Annotated in this window: 9 protein-coding genes; 3 read left to right on the top strand and 6 right to left on the bottom strand. The window is 30.8% G+C overall.

Going from position 1 to position 17386, the window contains the following annotated elements:
* Both N456_RS16130 and N456_RS16125 read right to left on the bottom strand, forming a co-directional pair.
* The coding region (locus N456_RS16130) for a lectin-like domain-containing protein (protein ID WP_205410277.1) at positions 1-7838 on the bottom strand (7838 nt) is incomplete at its 3' end.
* Between the two features lie 1460 nt (positions 7839-9298).
* Positions 9299-9523 (bottom strand): hypothetical protein, encoded by a 225-nt coding sequence (locus N456_RS16125; protein ID WP_148639348.1) that lies wholly within the window; start codon positions 9521-9523, stop codon positions 9299-9301.
* Positions 9524-10718: 1195 nt separating this feature from the next.
* On the opposite strand from N456_RS16125, the gene mnmE reads away from it, so the two are divergent.
* Positions 10719-12110 (top strand): tRNA uridine-5-carboxymethylaminomethyl(34) synthesis GTPase MnmE, encoded by a 1392-nt coding sequence (gene mnmE / locus N456_RS16120; RefSeq protein WP_062059474.1) that lies wholly within the window; start codon positions 10719-10721, stop codon positions 12108-12110.
* Between the two features lie 585 nt (positions 12111-12695).
* On the opposite strand, the gene N456_RS16115 is transcribed toward mnmE, so the two are convergent.
* From N456_RS16115 to N456_RS16105, 3 genes are all read right to left on the bottom strand, one after another.
* Complete coding sequence (locus N456_RS16115) at positions 12696-13322, bottom strand: hypothetical protein (protein ID WP_148639347.1); 627 nt, start codon at positions 13320-13322, stop codon at positions 12696-12698.
* Between the two features lie 238 nt (positions 13323-13560).
* Positions 13561-14061: a hypothetical protein gene (locus N456_RS16110; RefSeq protein ID WP_062059470.1), complete on the bottom strand. Its 501-nt coding sequence runs from the start codon at positions 14059-14061 to the stop codon at positions 13561-13563.
* Between the two features lie 174 nt (positions 14062-14235).
* Positions 14236-14694: a COG2426 family protein gene (locus tag N456_RS16105; RefSeq protein ID WP_062059468.1), complete on the bottom strand. Its 459-nt coding sequence runs from the start codon at positions 14692-14694 to the stop codon at positions 14236-14238.
* A 262-nt stretch (positions 14695-14956) separates the two neighbouring features.
* Here N456_RS16105 and N456_RS16100 point away from each other — a divergent pair, with 262 nt between their 5' ends.
* Together N456_RS16100 and N456_RS16095 are read left to right on the top strand one after the other, a co-directional pair.
* Positions 14957-15385 carry a Fur family transcriptional regulator gene (locus tag N456_RS16100; RefSeq protein WP_062059466.1) on the top strand — a complete coding sequence of 143 codons (429 nt, stop codon included), beginning with the start codon at positions 14957-14959 and terminating at the stop codon, positions 15383-15385.
* 11 nt (positions 15386-15396) lie between these two features.
* Positions 15397-16008, top strand: a complete 612-nt coding sequence (locus N456_RS16095; protein WP_062059464.1) for a methyltransferase domain-containing protein — start codon at positions 15397-15399, stop codon at positions 16006-16008.
* Between the two features lie 12 nt (positions 16009-16020).
* Here N456_RS16095 and N456_RS16090 read toward each other — a convergent pair whose 3' ends face one another.
* Positions 16021-17385: an MATE family efflux transporter gene (locus tag N456_RS16090; protein ID WP_062059462.1), complete on the bottom strand. Its 1365-nt coding sequence runs from the start codon at positions 17383-17385 to the stop codon at positions 16021-16023.
* Between the last annotated feature and the right edge of the window lies 1 nt (position 17386).

Raw genomic sequence — 17386 nt, 5'->3', positions numbered from 1 at the left:
GCATCTAAGTTGTCATTCACATCTGGAGTAGCTCCTGTAGTATCTACATCGTCAAAACGATCTAGTAGTCCATCTCCATCGGTATCACTAGTCAGACCATTACCGAGATCCTGGCCACTCTCTACAACATCGCCTGTACCGTCATTATCACTATCGGTATCAATATAATCTGGACTATCAGCTCCATCAGTATTCTCTGGTGTAAAGGCATTATTCCCTGTAAAATCAGTATCATACTGATCATCTATACCATCGTTATCTGCATCCGTGCCTAATGGTGGATTATAATTTCCTGTAGCTTGTCCTTCTACATTATCTGGGATACCGTCATCATCAGAATCAATATCCAGATAGTTTGGATTACCAGTATTATCTGTATTTAATGGTGTTCCACTTACACCTGCACCATCTACAGCTCCATCTTCAGCTGCATCTGGAATACCATTAGTTCCTACATTACCATTGGCAGCACCATTACCATTAGTATCTAAGGCTGCATTTTCGGTTTCTACAATATCATAGATTCCATCATTATCACTATCTAAATCAAGATGATTAAATACTCCATCTCCATCGCTATCTAAGCTACAATAATTGCTTATAGGCATTCTTATAGAAGCCCCTCTTGGAAAGTTATAATTAATTTCGATACGTGATATTTTCCCATTGATATCAAAGACTACAGAACCAACACTATCATCATTTGGATCATCTCCATTTACGGAAGGACCACCTGAAGATTCTATTGTTGTTCCTGAAAATTTATTCCCTGTTTGACTAATTATAGTACCTCTAGAGACTACTCCTGTTGTAGTCAAATCATATAGTACATTATTTTCATTAAAAATATTTACTTCAAATTCTTCTATTTCATCAAAATCTGTAAGTTTGAATTTAAGATTTGAAATTAAATTATTGAAGTTAAGTTGTAAAGTACCATTATTACCAGAACTCCCTGAAAATTTAATAGCCTGTCCTTGTGCTCCTGCGATTGTACCAAAAATACTAGATTCACTAGGACCTGAACGTGAATAAGTAACGGTCGTGTTTGGTAAAGCATAATTTGATCCGTTTACAATTTGATTATTGCTTGTACCAATAGTTCCTGTAAGGTCAAATTGTACACAACCTTCATTAGAATCGGGTATTCCATCATTATCATTATCTAAATCTACAGCATCTCCTACTCCATCTCCGTCTATATCGTTAAAAATAAGATCACAAGCATTTGGTTTACCATCACCATCACTATCTGGTCCTCCTGCTTGTTGATAATCTGCTGTATTATTAGTATCTGTATCTACAGGAGTAGTATATCCAGCACCTGTTACTAACCCATTAGCATTCACGATAGCTGGATCTGTACCATACACTCCTGTATCACCTCCATCCGCAGTAGCGCTATTATATGCTTCATTAGCATCACTACATCCATCTCCATCACTATCTAATGTTAAATAATCCAGAATACTATCACTTAATGTATCAGTTGGAAGGTTTCCTGCACCTCCATTGGCTAAAGAAGGAATCCCATTAGTAGCTGTATTATTAGAATTATTATCATCGTCTGCATGGCGACCTTCTTGCCCTGCTATAGTACTTGCTATCCCTCCAGTTTCGATAACATCATAAATACCATCATTATCACTATCTAAATCTAAATTATTCGGTATTCCATCATTATCTGTATCTCTTACAAATGGTAAACTAGTACATAATCCACTTGGAAAACGTACTTTATGTTCGTTTTTCACAGAACCTGTTGAAGCTGTATAACCGAAGTATACTAATTTTTCTCCTGCAAAGAAGTTTGTTACTAAATCACCAGTATATGTTCCTGCTGTAGTACCGTCTATAGTATATTTTAATGTTTGAGATGTCGCATTCCATGTTACTTCTACTGGATGCCATGCACCATCTTCTATATCTCCAAAAGAAACTGCAGGAGATAAATGTGTTGCTTGGCTATCAGAGTCCCAAATCATAGCATGATCATTAGCTATATCTCCAGATGTTGGACCAAAGCCACTATTATCAAAAGTATCTATTTCTAGTACAATTCCATTTTGAATACCAGAAGCCCCTATTCCTTCTCCCGCACCTCCTACAGCTGTAGCTCCAGCAGGATCATTATGAAACACAATAGCTATACCATCTGCTCCAGAGTTTAAAAAGTCTGCATCATTATTATTGGTTCCAAGATTAGCCTCGAAGGATATTTTAAAATTGTTTGAAAAATCAATTCGATTAAAAGACATTGCTTGTCCTGATTGCTGATCTAAATTTGGTGTCAGTAAAAATTCTGTTGCTGTTGTTTTCTGTGCATTTCCATTAATACTAAATAGATTATTAACTTCTGATGTTGTCGTTATACCAGATTCTTCGCAATCAGTTATCCCATCATTATCATCATCTAAATCTACTGAATCTCCTATACCATCTCCATCTGCATCATTAAAAATAGTATCACAACTGTTTGGTATACCATCTCCATCACTATCCGGTCCTCCTACTTGTTGGTAATCACTAACACTATTTGTATCTCCATCTGTAGGGTTAGCATAAGATGCTGCTACTACAGCTCCATTAGCATTTACTGTCCCTGCTCCCAGAGTCAATGGTTCTGTTGCTGTATTACTTGGGTTATATATACCTCCATCACCTCCATCTGCATTAGCATCTCCATATGCTTCATTAGCATCACTACAACCATCACTGTCACTATCTAAGGTTAAGTAATCTAAACTACCGTTACTCTCTGTATCGGTTGGTGTATTTCCTGCTCCACCATTTGCTAAAGAAGGAACTCCATTAGTAGCTACATTATTCGTATTATTATCATCGTCATTATGTCTCCCTTCTTGTCCTGTGGCACCACTTAATATTCCTCCTGATTCTACTACATCATAGATCCCATCATTGTCACTATCTAAATCTAACCTATCAGCAATAGTATCATTATCAGTATCTTTATCATAACATAGTATTAAAGAGTTTGCTTTTAAAATCAACCAAGAATCAAAAAGTCTATCTCCTTCATCTGCTACTCCTATTTTAATTGTATTATTTCCTGCTGTAAGTACTGCAGAAAAAGTTAGTGTTCTCGTAAATCCATCTGCTTCAATATTTACTGCTGTAGGATCAGTTTCATTATCGATATAAAATGAACTATCATTAGTATTATTTACAGTATCAATACTTAAGAGTGACCCTGAAGGGGTTACTGCCACATTAGTCCCATTAACAATTATTTTTGCAGCATCATTAACCCCTGCATTTACAAAGTCATTATATTCATCTGAAGCAAATACAAACTCTCCTGTAAGTGTTGTTGCTACAGGAACATTTATTACAAATTCTAAACTAGCAACATCTAATCCACCTACAAAATCTGTATCTGTACCATTACCAGCTGATCCTGTTCCATTAGTTCCATCTCCAAGAGCAGGTCCTGTTGTGCTAAATGGCGGTGTAGGTTCATTTTCAAAAAACTGATTTGATAAACTATCGTCTAATTCTAGTACGTTTCCTGAAGAAAAAATTATTCCTTTACTAAACCCTATAAAAGCTCCTAAATTACCTCCACTATCTGTAACTTGATCTCCATCATTAAAAGTTCCTACTTGAGTTACAGAACCATCTCCTACATTGATATTAGAAGATACAAGTGTTAAATCTGTATTAGAACCAAATAATAAGGACGTAAGTATATTTGGGTCATTTTCTGCTGTTATTTCAAATATTGTATTAGCATCTTCTACTAACTCTGTTCCAAATGTTCCTGAACTGATATTACATTCGTCAACATCTAAAATACCATCATTATCATCATCAAGGTCAATTCCATTAACCAAACTATCTCCATCAGAATCTACGCTTGGCATCGAAGGTCCTACAGGGTCTATAATAATTCTTGGAGTTGAACTTTCATCTCCTGGTTGTCCATCTGTTAATTTATAAGAAGTGGTTGGAACTGTTACTCCATTTATTGTCTTTGTACCTAGAGTAGCTGTAAAACTATTATATGTTGCATTATTAGCTCCTGGAGTACTTGATCCATATTTTCTAAAAACATTTATGGTATTGATATTATGCCAATAAATAATCACATCTGCTGATTGATTTGGCATTCCGCAGGTTAATGTAAAATCTAATAACCCTACTGGATAATCAAAATCAGCATCTAAAGAAGCTAGTTCATTTTCTAGTACTGTTTTCATTCCTGAAATCTGAGTACAATCTCCTGCATTTAAAACTTCTAAAGTTACATACCCCGTTCCTGTAGCATCTGGAATAGAAGCTACATTAGACTGTTGCGAGTCAGGAGTGCCATCACCATTCCCATCTCCTCCATTAGGAGCTCCATCTTCTACTGATGCATCAACTCCATCACCATCAGAGTTACCACAAGCCGTTAATACACTATTATCTGTTACTTCTGCTATAGGCGTATTACTGTAAGTTGCTGCAACTACCAGCCCATTACTATTTACCTCTCCATCTACAAGAGTTTGCGGATCATTATCACCGTATTGTCCTCCGTCATTACCTTCTGCTGTGCCTGTATTACTACCTTCATTGGCATCACTACAACTATCCCCATCACTATCGGTATTTAAATAATCTTCTGATGTGCTTCCTTCTGTATTTATTGGCATATTTCCTGCTCCACTATTTGCTAAAGAGGGAACTCCATTCGTAGCAGTATTATCTATATTATCATCATCGTCAGTATGGCGACCTTCCTGACCAGTTGTGGTACTTGCATTTCCTCCGGATTCTATTACATCATAGATTCCATCATTATCACTATCTAAGTCTAAGCTATTTATAATGCCATCATTATCTGTATCAGATATACATTTTTTTGAACTAAAAATAATGTCATCTAAGTGTATATCTCTTCCTGTTCCACCACAACCTCCTCCTTTGGCTATAGCAAACCCTAAGTAATAATTACCTGTTGGAACTGTAGCTGTAAAAGTTTCTATAATTTGAGTTGCTACAGATTCGAAATTATTTCCTGCACTAGTTACAGGGACTTGTGTTCCTATTGATCCCGAGCCACCTGTAGTTAGGTTAGGACCTACGACCTGAAACTGTGTACTATTACTAATATTATAAAGAATGAATTTATAGTTTAATGCACAAGGGTTACCACTACTATATGCTGTAAAAAAAGATAAATTATACTCTTGTCCATTTTCTATTGAGATTGTATTATCATTACGAACAACAACATTATTAGGAAAAGCTCCTGAAGGGTTATCATTATAATAATACAAATTTATATCTCCTCCATCATTTGGGAAAGAAACAGTAGAATCTATAGACCAATCTACTCCATTTAATTGAAAGTCTGAATTTGATAATGTATTAACTGTTTCAGTACATTCTTCTGTATCTAATATCCCATCATTATCATCGTCTAAATCAGTTACATCATAAACTCCATCAGCATCCGAATCTAGTTCACAAACAATAGTTGTACTCTTAATTACATTACCTAAACGGGTAGCATCAGTAGTATAGGTTAATCCTGTGATTGCTCCATTAGTCGTTACACCTGTATTATCTACGACTCCTCCATAAGTACCGTCATTATTAGAATCTGCTGAGTTAGCTTGGTAATCTGCATAATCTGTATTATACGCTTCATTAGCATCATTACAACTATCTCCATCACTATCGATATTTAAATAATCTGCTGGTGTGCTTCCTACTGTATTGGTTGGCGTATTTCCTGCTCCACTATTTGCTAAAGAGGGAACTCCATTCGTAGCAGTATTATCTATATTATCATCATCGTCAGTATGGCGACCTTCCTGACCAATTGTAGTACTTGCTGTTCCTCCTGATTCTACTACATCATAAATTCCGTCATTATCACTATCTATGTCTAAGCTATTTATAATACCATCATTATCGTTATCATTACATAATGAAAACTGAACATTTAGATCAGAAGCTGTATTCCCTATATTCATCAAAAACCTAATATCTGATACGTTAGCTACTTCAATTGACCAACCTGTAGGGTTCATAGAATTTGGGTTAAGTACTATTTGACCTATAGTATTTGAAATTATATTTAAACCATTGCTAGGATCATTTACTACAAATGTATTTCCTGAAGAAATAATAGTCCATTGATCACCGGTATCAAAATTTACACCTGCATTTGTTGCTGGTGAGATTATAACTTTTGGATTTCCAGAAATTGATATATCAACATATGAGTTATTAGTATTTAAGGCTATATTTCCATTATCATCTGTATATGTATCGAATTGACTTCCTGATAAGGTTTGAGTAATTTGATATGCTCCAATAGTATACGATTGCGATGTTGTAGAAAGATTTTCAAAAAGAGCCAAAGAATTTGTAGCTGAACACTCTACAGTGTCTAAAATACCATCATTATCATCATCTAAATCCACTGTATCACTTACACCGTCTCCATCAGAGTCTGGAAGAATAGTTACTGTTACTGTTGCTTGAGCGCACAAAGGTGTTGGCTGTGATGTATCGCATATTTGGTACGTAAATGTATCAACACCTGTTTCTGTTGGGTTTGGGGTGTAATCAATTGTTCCATTACTATTAACAACTACATTTCCCTTAGTAGTACTATTCCCTCCTATTATTGTAATAGAGGCTAGATCTAGGTTATTATTAGCATCTGTATCGTCATCTGCTAAATTTATATTTATTAAAGTTTCTTGATTGGTTGTTACACTATCATTATTAGCTACAGGCTCATCATTTGATTTTACTTTTGTAATTGCTGCTATTACATGTATTTGGTCTGCTCCTGTTTGCAGACCAACATCTAATGAGGTATCACCGACTGTTAAATATGATGAGATATTATATTCATCTACATCGATACCATAACGAAAAGGAGAACTTGCTACATTAGCATAGGTATTACTTTCATCATGCATAGCACCGAATGGAACACCATCTACATTTGTTGCTTGATTTGTATTTATAGTAACTCCTTCTCCTGTATGTGCAGGATTATTATCTCCTTCAAAACTGTACATCGTTAAATTCCCCTCTACAGGAGCATCTACTAATAACTGATTTAGTGTAAATGTAGTCGAGGCGTCTTTTCCGCTACCATTTAATAATAACTTCAGACCATCGTATATATTAATATTATAAATCTCTGAAATATTAATAGTATCCTCATATACAACAACTAACATCCAGGTGCCTCCTACTGTACTATACTGATACCAAGGAGTGCAAGCATTGCATGCTCCGGTACTGGGGTTTGTTGACCCTCCTCTTTCAATAGCTAAATCACTCATAGTATATGTACCAGAGCCACTATTAGAGATAATAGTAGTTACATCCTTAATATATGAGAAATATTTTTCGACTGCATCAAAATGATCAAAGAATGATTGGTCAGCAACAACTGTATGTGAGGTTCCTAATGGATCTTGGAATGTGACTGTATTATCTTGTACTGAATTACCATGTGTCCAGTATAAATATGCTTTTTCTACAGTTACTCCTGCTGGTATTGTTAAAACAGACGGAGCAGTTGTTGCTATAGAAGCATTAGTATCTCTAGAGTTAACTCCCCCTGAAATATCTGTTGGTTTATCTCTAAAAGAAGAACCTGCTATAGCATAATCTATTTTACCAGAAAAAACATCTCTATTAGTTATAGATTGTCCGTAAAAAAATAAAGGGACGATTAATAATGTAATAAATACTAAATTAATTTTATTTATCAAGATTACATTTACAGAAATCCAGTTTATAAAAATCTTTAAAAACTGATTTATCTCTAACACCGAATGAAGTGTATTTTTTTTCATAAGCAATTAGTATAATACATTTTATAACATGTGTCTTTTAAACACTTAATTAACCAATAATCCATAACCAAGTTTAGTTTCTTGATTAAAATAAACCTATAAACATCTGATGAAAGCTAGTAAGTACTATCAGAAATTTTAAGCTAAAACATTAATGAAATACTACAGTGATACTTACCTATCTTGTATTTTATAATACAAATAGAAATTCTAAAAAAGATTTGAAACAAAAGTCAAGCACATTTTCATTATATTAAGGATACATTCGTATTGTATCCAGCTATTAATTTATACTTGCAAATAGTATTGTATTGAAGAATAAAAACTATTTTTGTACGTTTCTAATAAAATTACAATGATTAAAAAGGATGTAAACAATCGATATGTATTGGATTGTTTATAAATTAATGTTGAGTAATTGAAGTTTTCAAGACGTAGTAATAAGAACATCTTTTCTATAAAAAAAGCTAGATCTTGAAAAAGTATTTTAGTGTTTTTAAGACAAAAAATAAAATAATAATTCATCATAATGACTGATTTTAAAAAATTAGTTATTCATCCCTGCTTTTGCCGACTCTCCAAAGTTTTACAATTGCAGGGTTTTTTTATTTATATTTCGACACTACTTTCTAATTAAAAGTAGCTTCTTTTCTGTATATCATTTTTTAGTATACTTATACTGTCATAATTAATATATTTCATCATTTGTATAATCTAAACTAATTACATCTTACAAAAAGTATTGATATAATCGAAAAAACAAAACATATGCGCGACGAAAAAAACAAAACATATCGACGAAATGCATATTCATATATACAACTCTAATTTTTAATTGTACACTAAAAAAAGAATACATAACAAAAATATATACATAAAAAAGTTAGTATTCTTCACAAACTCATTGAACTGTAATCTGATATTTTATTATCATACAATTCGGTATTGAAAAACAAGTCTATTATTATTCGAAGTATTATTTTTTACAGAAAAAGATATTGGTATATCTTTTGGGGTAAGACAATATAATTTCATAATAATTGATTTAAACATCGTTATTCAAAACCTATTCCGCTGGCTCGCCAAAAGTTTTACAGATCCTAGGTTTATTATTTTTTTTATAAAACTATTAATACTAAAAAATTATTTCTTTATCGTTTCTTTAAACTAGAATTCATCAAACAAAAACAATCTCATATTAACTATTTTTAACATTATAAATTTATACATAAAATTTTAATTTTCAATACATTAATGTATCAAAATAATTACGGCTACCCCGTAAAAAAAATATAAATAACTGATTATCAATAAAAAAAGTATAAAAGGTTATAAAATTCATTTTTGGGATATATTAATAAATTTTTAAGAAAAAAGGTATCCATATATCACTATGCTAAAGAAGGACTATTAGGTAATAGAATTTTCTATAGATCTATAATATTTATAATGAATTCTTTCTAAAAAAAAGAGGAAGAGGTTTCTAAAAATGAATATGCAATAAAAGAATATATTCCTAATAAAATAATCATTGCCTCTATCAAAATTAGAATTCTATAATTAGATAGTATATTTACTTCTTTTTTAATATAACTAATATCAATATTTCTATCAGTATCGTTCTTTTCTATATCTTTTATAAAAGGTACACTTGTCACACCTTTAGGTTTAAAATAAATCTTCATAATCGTTAAGTTAGTATTAAACTGGTCGTTGCTCATACTTCATACAACTACTACCTCAGCAAAGGTTTACAATTGTAGGAACTGTTCTCTTTATAATTTTTGTATTCACGACTATTCTTAATTATATAAATGAAAAGTCTAATTATATGTTTTAAGAATTTTATATTGCTAGATAGGATCTCTATTAAAATAAGATTTATATATATGGTATCGTGTGTAAAAAAATGTAATCGTAAAAATACTTTTCACATTCTTTATTAAGAAGATAAAAGTAATGATATTCATAAGCAAATATTATTATTGGTTAAGTTCATTACTATATTATTTATGGGCAATAAATAATATAGTTGATATCACAAAAACATCATGTTAATTTTATAGATATCATAAATTTAAACATAAAACTTTGATTATAAGCTTTTTAATACCTCATAATATTTACAGTTAAACCGTAATTTAATCATTAAAATTCAAAAACTGAAGTTAAAAAACAAGAATTGCATATATAGATTCATCAATTCAGTAGAGTATTGATTTTGAATAAAGACATAGTTAAAAATGATATCTCATTGATTAATTGTTACTTTTAAAATATATCTTTTTTCCTAAAATAATACTTTTCAAAAAACCTAGATTAAACTTGACTTACAAGCAACTAGGTTTTTCATAATCAAATTTTTGAGTAAACTCTTAAAAAAAATCAATACGTACTTATTATTTAGTTTTAAGACATTGCTTTTGTTGGCTCGCCAAAGTTTTACTATTGCAGTGCTTATTTTTATATTATTTTTAAGTTGAACTTCTAATTATTTAATCATAACAAGGATACAACTGTTTCTTTTAGAACAGCATAAATATACACATAAAACTTTGGCTAAAAGATAGTTACATCCTCAAAAAAAATACGCATAAACCATAATACAATAAATATATAATTCTATCTTTTAATATAAAATTGTAGGCATAACACTATTACTTTCTTAGATGTTCTGCTGAACTGTATGTAAGCTCTCTTTCTTGTCTAAATCAAAAACTTCTATTCATTTTTCAAGAATTCCAAAAGTAAATTTAATATGGTTAATTATAGAAATTACAGTTTTCTATATCCAATACTCATTTTTATTTAAAAAGTTTAGCTATCAAAATTTAGAATACTTGCATTAATTCCTATTTTTGCCTTTCGACATTTACAATAATGATTACACAAGATACTATAGTTGCATTAGCGACACCATCAGGAGCAGGAGCTATAGCGGTTATTCGCATTTCTGGTAAAGATTCAATCGCTATTTGTTCTTCATTATTTCGTTCTATTAGTGGTAAAAAATTAAGTTCTCAAAAAACACATACTATTCATTTAGGTCATATTATTGATAAGAATAGAATCCTTGATGAAGTATTAGTTTCTTTATTTAAGGGAACTAATTCGTATACTGGTGAGCCTACTGTAGAAATATCTTGTCATGGTTCTGTATATATTCAGCAAGAAATCATTCAATTATTACTTAGAAGTGGATGTCGAATAGCGAATGCAGGAGAATTTACATTACGTTCTTTTATTAATGGAAAACTAGATCTTTCTCAAGCCGAAGCAGTTGCTGATCTAATTGCTTCTGATTCTGAAGCTTCTCACCAAATTGCAATACAACAAATGCGTGGTGGATTTTCTAATGAGATTCAAAAACTAAGAGATGAGCTTCTTAATTTTGCTTCCTTGATAGAACTAGAGTTGGATTTTGCTGAAGAAGATGTAGAATTTGCAGATCGTACTCAATTTAAGGATCTAATCATTAGAATTATAAATGTATTAAAACGACTTATCGATTCTTTTGCTGTAGGTAATGTTATTAAAAATGGAATTCCGGTAGCAATTGTCGGAGAGCCAAATGTTGGAAAATCTACATTATTAAATTCCTTATTGAATGAAGACAGAGCCATCGTTTCTGAAATCGCAGGAACTACACGTGATACTATAGAAGATGAAATTATTATTGGTGGAATTGGCTTTAGATTTATTGATACTGCAGGTATTCGAGATACTAAGGATACTGTTGAAAATATCGGAATTAAAAAAACTTTTGAAAAAATAGAGCAGGCACAAGTAGTAATTTATCTTGTCGATAGTTCTAAATTAACCGTAGACAGCTTACAAGAATTAAAAATTGAAATAGGAAAAATAAAAAATCAATATCCGCAAAAACCATTACTAATTGTTGCCAATAAAGTAGATAAACTTGATAATGCACAAATTTCAATTCTAAAATCAAAAATCAAAAATATCCACTTGCTTTCTGCAAAACAAAATATTGGTGTTGATGAGTTGCAAAATAAACTTCTTGAGTATGTAAACACCGGCGCTTTACGTAGTAATGAGACTATTGTAACTAATTCTCGTCACTATGATGCTTTATTAAAAGCTTTAGAAGAAATACAGAAAGTACAATATGGTATCGATTCTGGGCTTTCTGGGGATTTAATGGCTATAGATATTCGCCAAGCCTTATATCACTTCGGAGAGATTACCGGAGAAATAACTAGTGATGATTTACTAGGCAACATCTTTGCCAATTTCTGTATCGGAAAGTAAATTTGTTTTCCTTTGACGTACTAGTTGTCTTTGTTTGACATTTTGCAAAAAAAGTGAGATTTACTTTTGCTTTTTATGAGTCTTTTCTTTCTTTTTATTGACCAAAAAAGTATTAATTACTTTTTTACTATACCAAAAACAAAAAGCTTTTGTTTATAATAAAAAAAGTTCTTCCTTGGTTAAAGTAGAACCTTCAATTGCATTAGAATGATGAACTATTGCATACTGATTAAATCGTTGATAATCGAAAGTATCCCCTTCAATCAATTTACTATATTCATCAAGTATATTTTTCAACTCATTTATATTACAAAATTAAAAACGATACATTTCTTCAAGATATTTTATTAGGAAAGTTTATTTACAAAATAAAGATATGGCTTATCCTTTTACAGTAAATTATTACACTACAAAAATAGTAAGTCAAACAAAACTCTACCAAAAGCAAACAAAAGCTCCCGCCATTAGTACACCTCCTACTCTCCTATCTTTTTATTTATAGGGGTTTTCATATATTGTATCGAAAATAAGAATATAAAATTATCAAAACTGATGTTACTAAAACATCAGTTTTGTAGACTAATACTATTTCCTTTTGTGAAGTTCATTGTATATATTTATTGGTAAAAAATTATATCGCTGTGCATTATCTTTACCATTAGACGCAGCATATAACTCTTGGAAATAACCTACTGCACCCACAGAGTAATTTATTTTCTCTATCCATTGATTAAAATAGTCTTCTTTTTTACTAGTGGTTGCATATTCAAATACTTTAGCTTTTAGTTTTTCTAAATTTGCATCAGTATAAACAGGGCGTGATGGAAGTTTTTTAAATTCGCCTTCTTTAATGTCTAAAACGGATTCAATCCATTCTAAGTCAGTTTGATATTGTTTAATCAGTTTATTCTCTAAGGAGTGATATATCTCATCTTCAAACACAATTCTAAGTGTGCTTCTTGTATCAATCATATCTTCTATCTTAAAAGTAAGACTACTGTTACTCCCTAAATGAAATTGTCCATCATTATTACTTTCTTCTAGAACTATTGTATAAGGAATCCCATTAAGACTCCTTACTTCAAATTCTTGATCGCTAATAGATTGAATAGAAATCTGTTCGTTTTGCGCCTTCACTTGTATAAAAAAACATGCGATTACTACTGTAAGTAATACCTTTTTTACGTTCCAAATATTTATCTCGTACATCATAACAATTTATTTTAGGTGCTCAAAGTTATAATTTCATAAGCTGTTTTCAAAACTCTGGCAGTACTGATTTGTTGTTATTTTTAAAATTAACTAAATAGAACCATCGTTTTTAAAGAGTACTTTTATTTTAAATTTAGGAATGATAAAAACATAAAACGTTACTTTAATTAATTGTTTTTAAGTTAAACATCAATTCATCAAAAGAAAAAAACTTATCATTAATTTCTCTATTATCTGATTATTGGACAGAGTTTATTGTATTATTCATAAAGAAATATAGTTTACGCATTTCTTTTTTACCTACATGTCTTCCTATACGTCCTACAAAATAAAGTATAAACCAAATCACAAATAAAAAAATCATTATAATTATGGATAATAAATAAGGTTTATCTAAACGCATATTTACATACATCCAAACTACAGCGCCTATAAACAATGTAACCACTATAAAATGTAGAAACATAAAAAGTGTCCAAACTGTAGGGCTAGGACCAAAAAGTCCTTTGAGTTTAGGTTGTCCCTCTCCAATATTATAAATTTCAAGATGGAGCTGCGGTGACCAAAAATGTTGTTCTTTTTTAGGAATACGTATAAAAACGTGATGGTCTACTCGACTTACTTTAAAATCCTGACAAGTCTTTCCTATATTTTCAAATGCTTCGAGTGCTTTTTCTGAAGGTATATTTAAATCTTGAAAAAATCTAGGTCTTAAAACAATATCTTTCGAGAGTTCCATAAATGTGTTTAAGCATCAATGTTACTTCATTTTTTAGTTTTTAAGAATGACTTTTATCAGTTTTAAGTATACTTGATCTAAACTTATGACAATTAGCACAATAGATTTCACTCTCTTTATATTAAGAAATCTGAGTGTATGATTGTGATAGATAATACCAGTACTTAAAGGTTTTTATGCAATCCCTTTCATAGTAAGTAATGTAGTTGCCCAAACAATAGCAGAGGAAAAAAATATACCTATAGTATTAGCGATAAAAGCTTTTCTTTTTTTTATTTTGAACAAATATGTAGCAATACTACCTGCATACACCCCTGTTCCTGGTATTGGAATCATTACAAAAAAGATAAGCCCCCAAAAACCATATTTTTTAATTTTATCTCCAGACCCTATTTTTGCCTTTCGCGCCACATATATTGCAGCTTTTTTATAGAAGTTCCATCTCAGTAAATAGCTATTAACTTTTTCTAAAAAAAACATCATTAAAGGAAAAACAAGTACATTAGATAAAAAACAAACAACAAAAACTAAATAAATATTCAATCCCTTAAGCATACCATAGGGTATACCTACTTTAGCTTCTCCAAAAGGAGAAATACTCCACAAAATAGTAATAATAATATCTCGAATCAAAACAGTTTTTTATTAAAGCATGCAAAGGTAGTGTTCTTAATTATTTAGACTATAATTTTAAGTCATAAAAAGTAATTAAATTTCATCTTTTATCGTTTAATATATAATCAATTTATGATACTCTTAATAGCTGTAAGATAATGTCACTCTAAAAATTATTATTATCTTTGAAAATAGGGATATACAACAAAGAAACGAGTATAAAAATGATAGATTTTATAATTCTGTTTATCATTTTATGACACTGAAATATCATTATTTTATGGATACACAAAAACATATCGAAGAATTATTAAAATCTCATAAACTTAAAAAAACTTCTGCACGAATAGAAATGCTTAAGATTTTTATGAATTATAACCATGCACTATCCGCTAGAGAAGTAATTTCTTATATGAAAATTGCTCATGATAGAGTAACAATTTATCGTACCCTAAGTTCTTTTGAAAAGCATGGTATATTACATAAGGCTTCTGAAGATAGTAATGGTATAAGATACGCATTATGTAGTCATGAATGCCCTGAAGAAGTGCATACAGATGAGCATGTACACCTGATATGTGAAAAATGTTCTCACACCTACTGCTTAGAAGATATTAAAATTCCCAAAATAGATGTTTTAGAAAAATTTATAGCACAAAAAATAAGCTATACAATTAATGGTATTTGTAATTCATGCCTAGCTAATTAAAATCATAATTGATGGAACATTCTTGGGATACTCATTATCAATATTTTGATCAAAAAAAATATCCCCCTTCTGCGACACTATTAAATGCTCTAAAACTTTTAAAAAATGAGCGAACTATTCAGCAGGATAAGAAATTTGCCATTGATTTAGGATGTGGCAATGGTATAGATACTTTTGCTTTATTACAGGATCAATGGAAAGTACTGGCTATTGATCAGCAAAATGAATCGTTACAGAGAATTAAAGAAAATACACCCGTTATCTATAAAGAACAGCTTCAACTTGATTTAAATTCTTTTGAAAATATTACAACACTCCCTAATAGTCAGTTGATAAATGCCTCCTTTAGTTTACCTTTTTGCCATCCCAATTATTTTGAAAAAATATGGCATATTATTACTTTATCAATAATCCAAAAAGGCTTTTTTAGTGGTCATTTTTTTGGAATTAATGACTCTTGGAGTTCTAAACCCGAAATGACTTTTCATACTCTTCAACAAGTAAAAGAATTGCTTTCAGATTTTAAAATAATACATCATAAAGAAATAGAAAAAAAAGGTAAAACAATTTCTGGAAAAGAAAAGTACTGGCATGTTTTTCACGTAGTAGCTCAAAAAAAATAAACTACTTTACTACTACTTCTGGTATGCTATCCCTTTAAAATCGAAAATTCTAAGTTTTTTAAGCTCATAAAAACATACTCCCCACAATACAATAGCATATATTACATTTTCTATAACCAAACTATAATAAATTCCATTTATTCCAAAAACCTCTGGTAACAATAGTATTAATGGTACAAACAATACAATCTGCCTACTTATGGGAAATATACTTGCTAGTTTTCCTTTACCAATAGCCTGAAACAAAATAATACTACTAGATCCAATTGGTAATAGTAGTAATACTGCCAAAATAGCTCTGAGATTCATTATTTCCTGAGTACTTAGTACTATATCAGGAAGTATTAGGTGAATACAATATTCTGGAAAAATAAACGCTGGTATCATTAAACAAAAGATAAATAGAATCCCACCAATTCTAAAAACTTTTATTGCCTCTACACACCTCTCTATATTCGATGCTCCATAATTAATCCCAATTATCGGTTGCATTGGTTGTAATAACCCTAAAACTGGTATTGCTAAAAACGAAAACATCCTAAATGCAGCACTAAAAAAGGCTATATCATGAGATGTTCCATATTTAGTTAATGTATTAAATAAAAAAAACTGTTTTATGACATTAGATAACTGCATAACAAAGGCAGAAGTTCCTACATTAATTACATCAGTTATAATCTCTTTTTGAATACCAACAGTAAATCTACCTGTATCAAAAGATGCTTTACCTCTAATAAAATAAAGAGAAGTTGCTACTGCATATACTAACATTGCTATAATACTACTCCATGCTGCTCCTTCTACTCCCATCGAGAAAGTATGAATAAATAAAGGAGTTATGGAAATATTAAGTATTACAGATAGTACTGTAAATGTCATCGCTTGTTTAATCTTACCTTCTGATCGAATCAAACCATTGGCAGAAAGTCCATATATACTAAAAAAAGCTCCTAATATATATACTCTAAAATAAGAAACACCATATGTTAACATTGTTTGTGTTCCTCCTACTAATAAAACCAATTCTTCTGCAAACATAACCCCTACAACTATAATTACACCCGAGCTTAATAGTGAAAGTGCAATCATATTAGGAATCACTTTTTGTTGCTTTTGTATATCATTTGCCCCAATTGCTCTACTCAATACAGAAGAAGATCCTGCTGCAATAAAAACCGTTACACTAGTAATCACTAAGGTAAGAGGAAATACTAATGAGATTCCAGAAAAAGCGTCCGCACTGATAAAATGGCTAACATATATCGCATCAATCAAAGAATTAATAGATATAACCATCATCCCTAATATCCCAGGCAATGAGAGTTTCCACATTAATTTCCAAAGGTTATCTTTTAATATATCGGGTCGCTTTGCCAAA

It is taken from the genome of Aquimarina longa SW024 (genome assembly GCF_001401755.1).
Taxonomy (GTDB): Bacteria; Bacteroidota; Bacteroidia; order Flavobacteriales; family Flavobacteriaceae; genus Aquimarina; species Aquimarina longa.
This window is presented reverse-complemented; position numbering and strand designations above follow the sequence as displayed.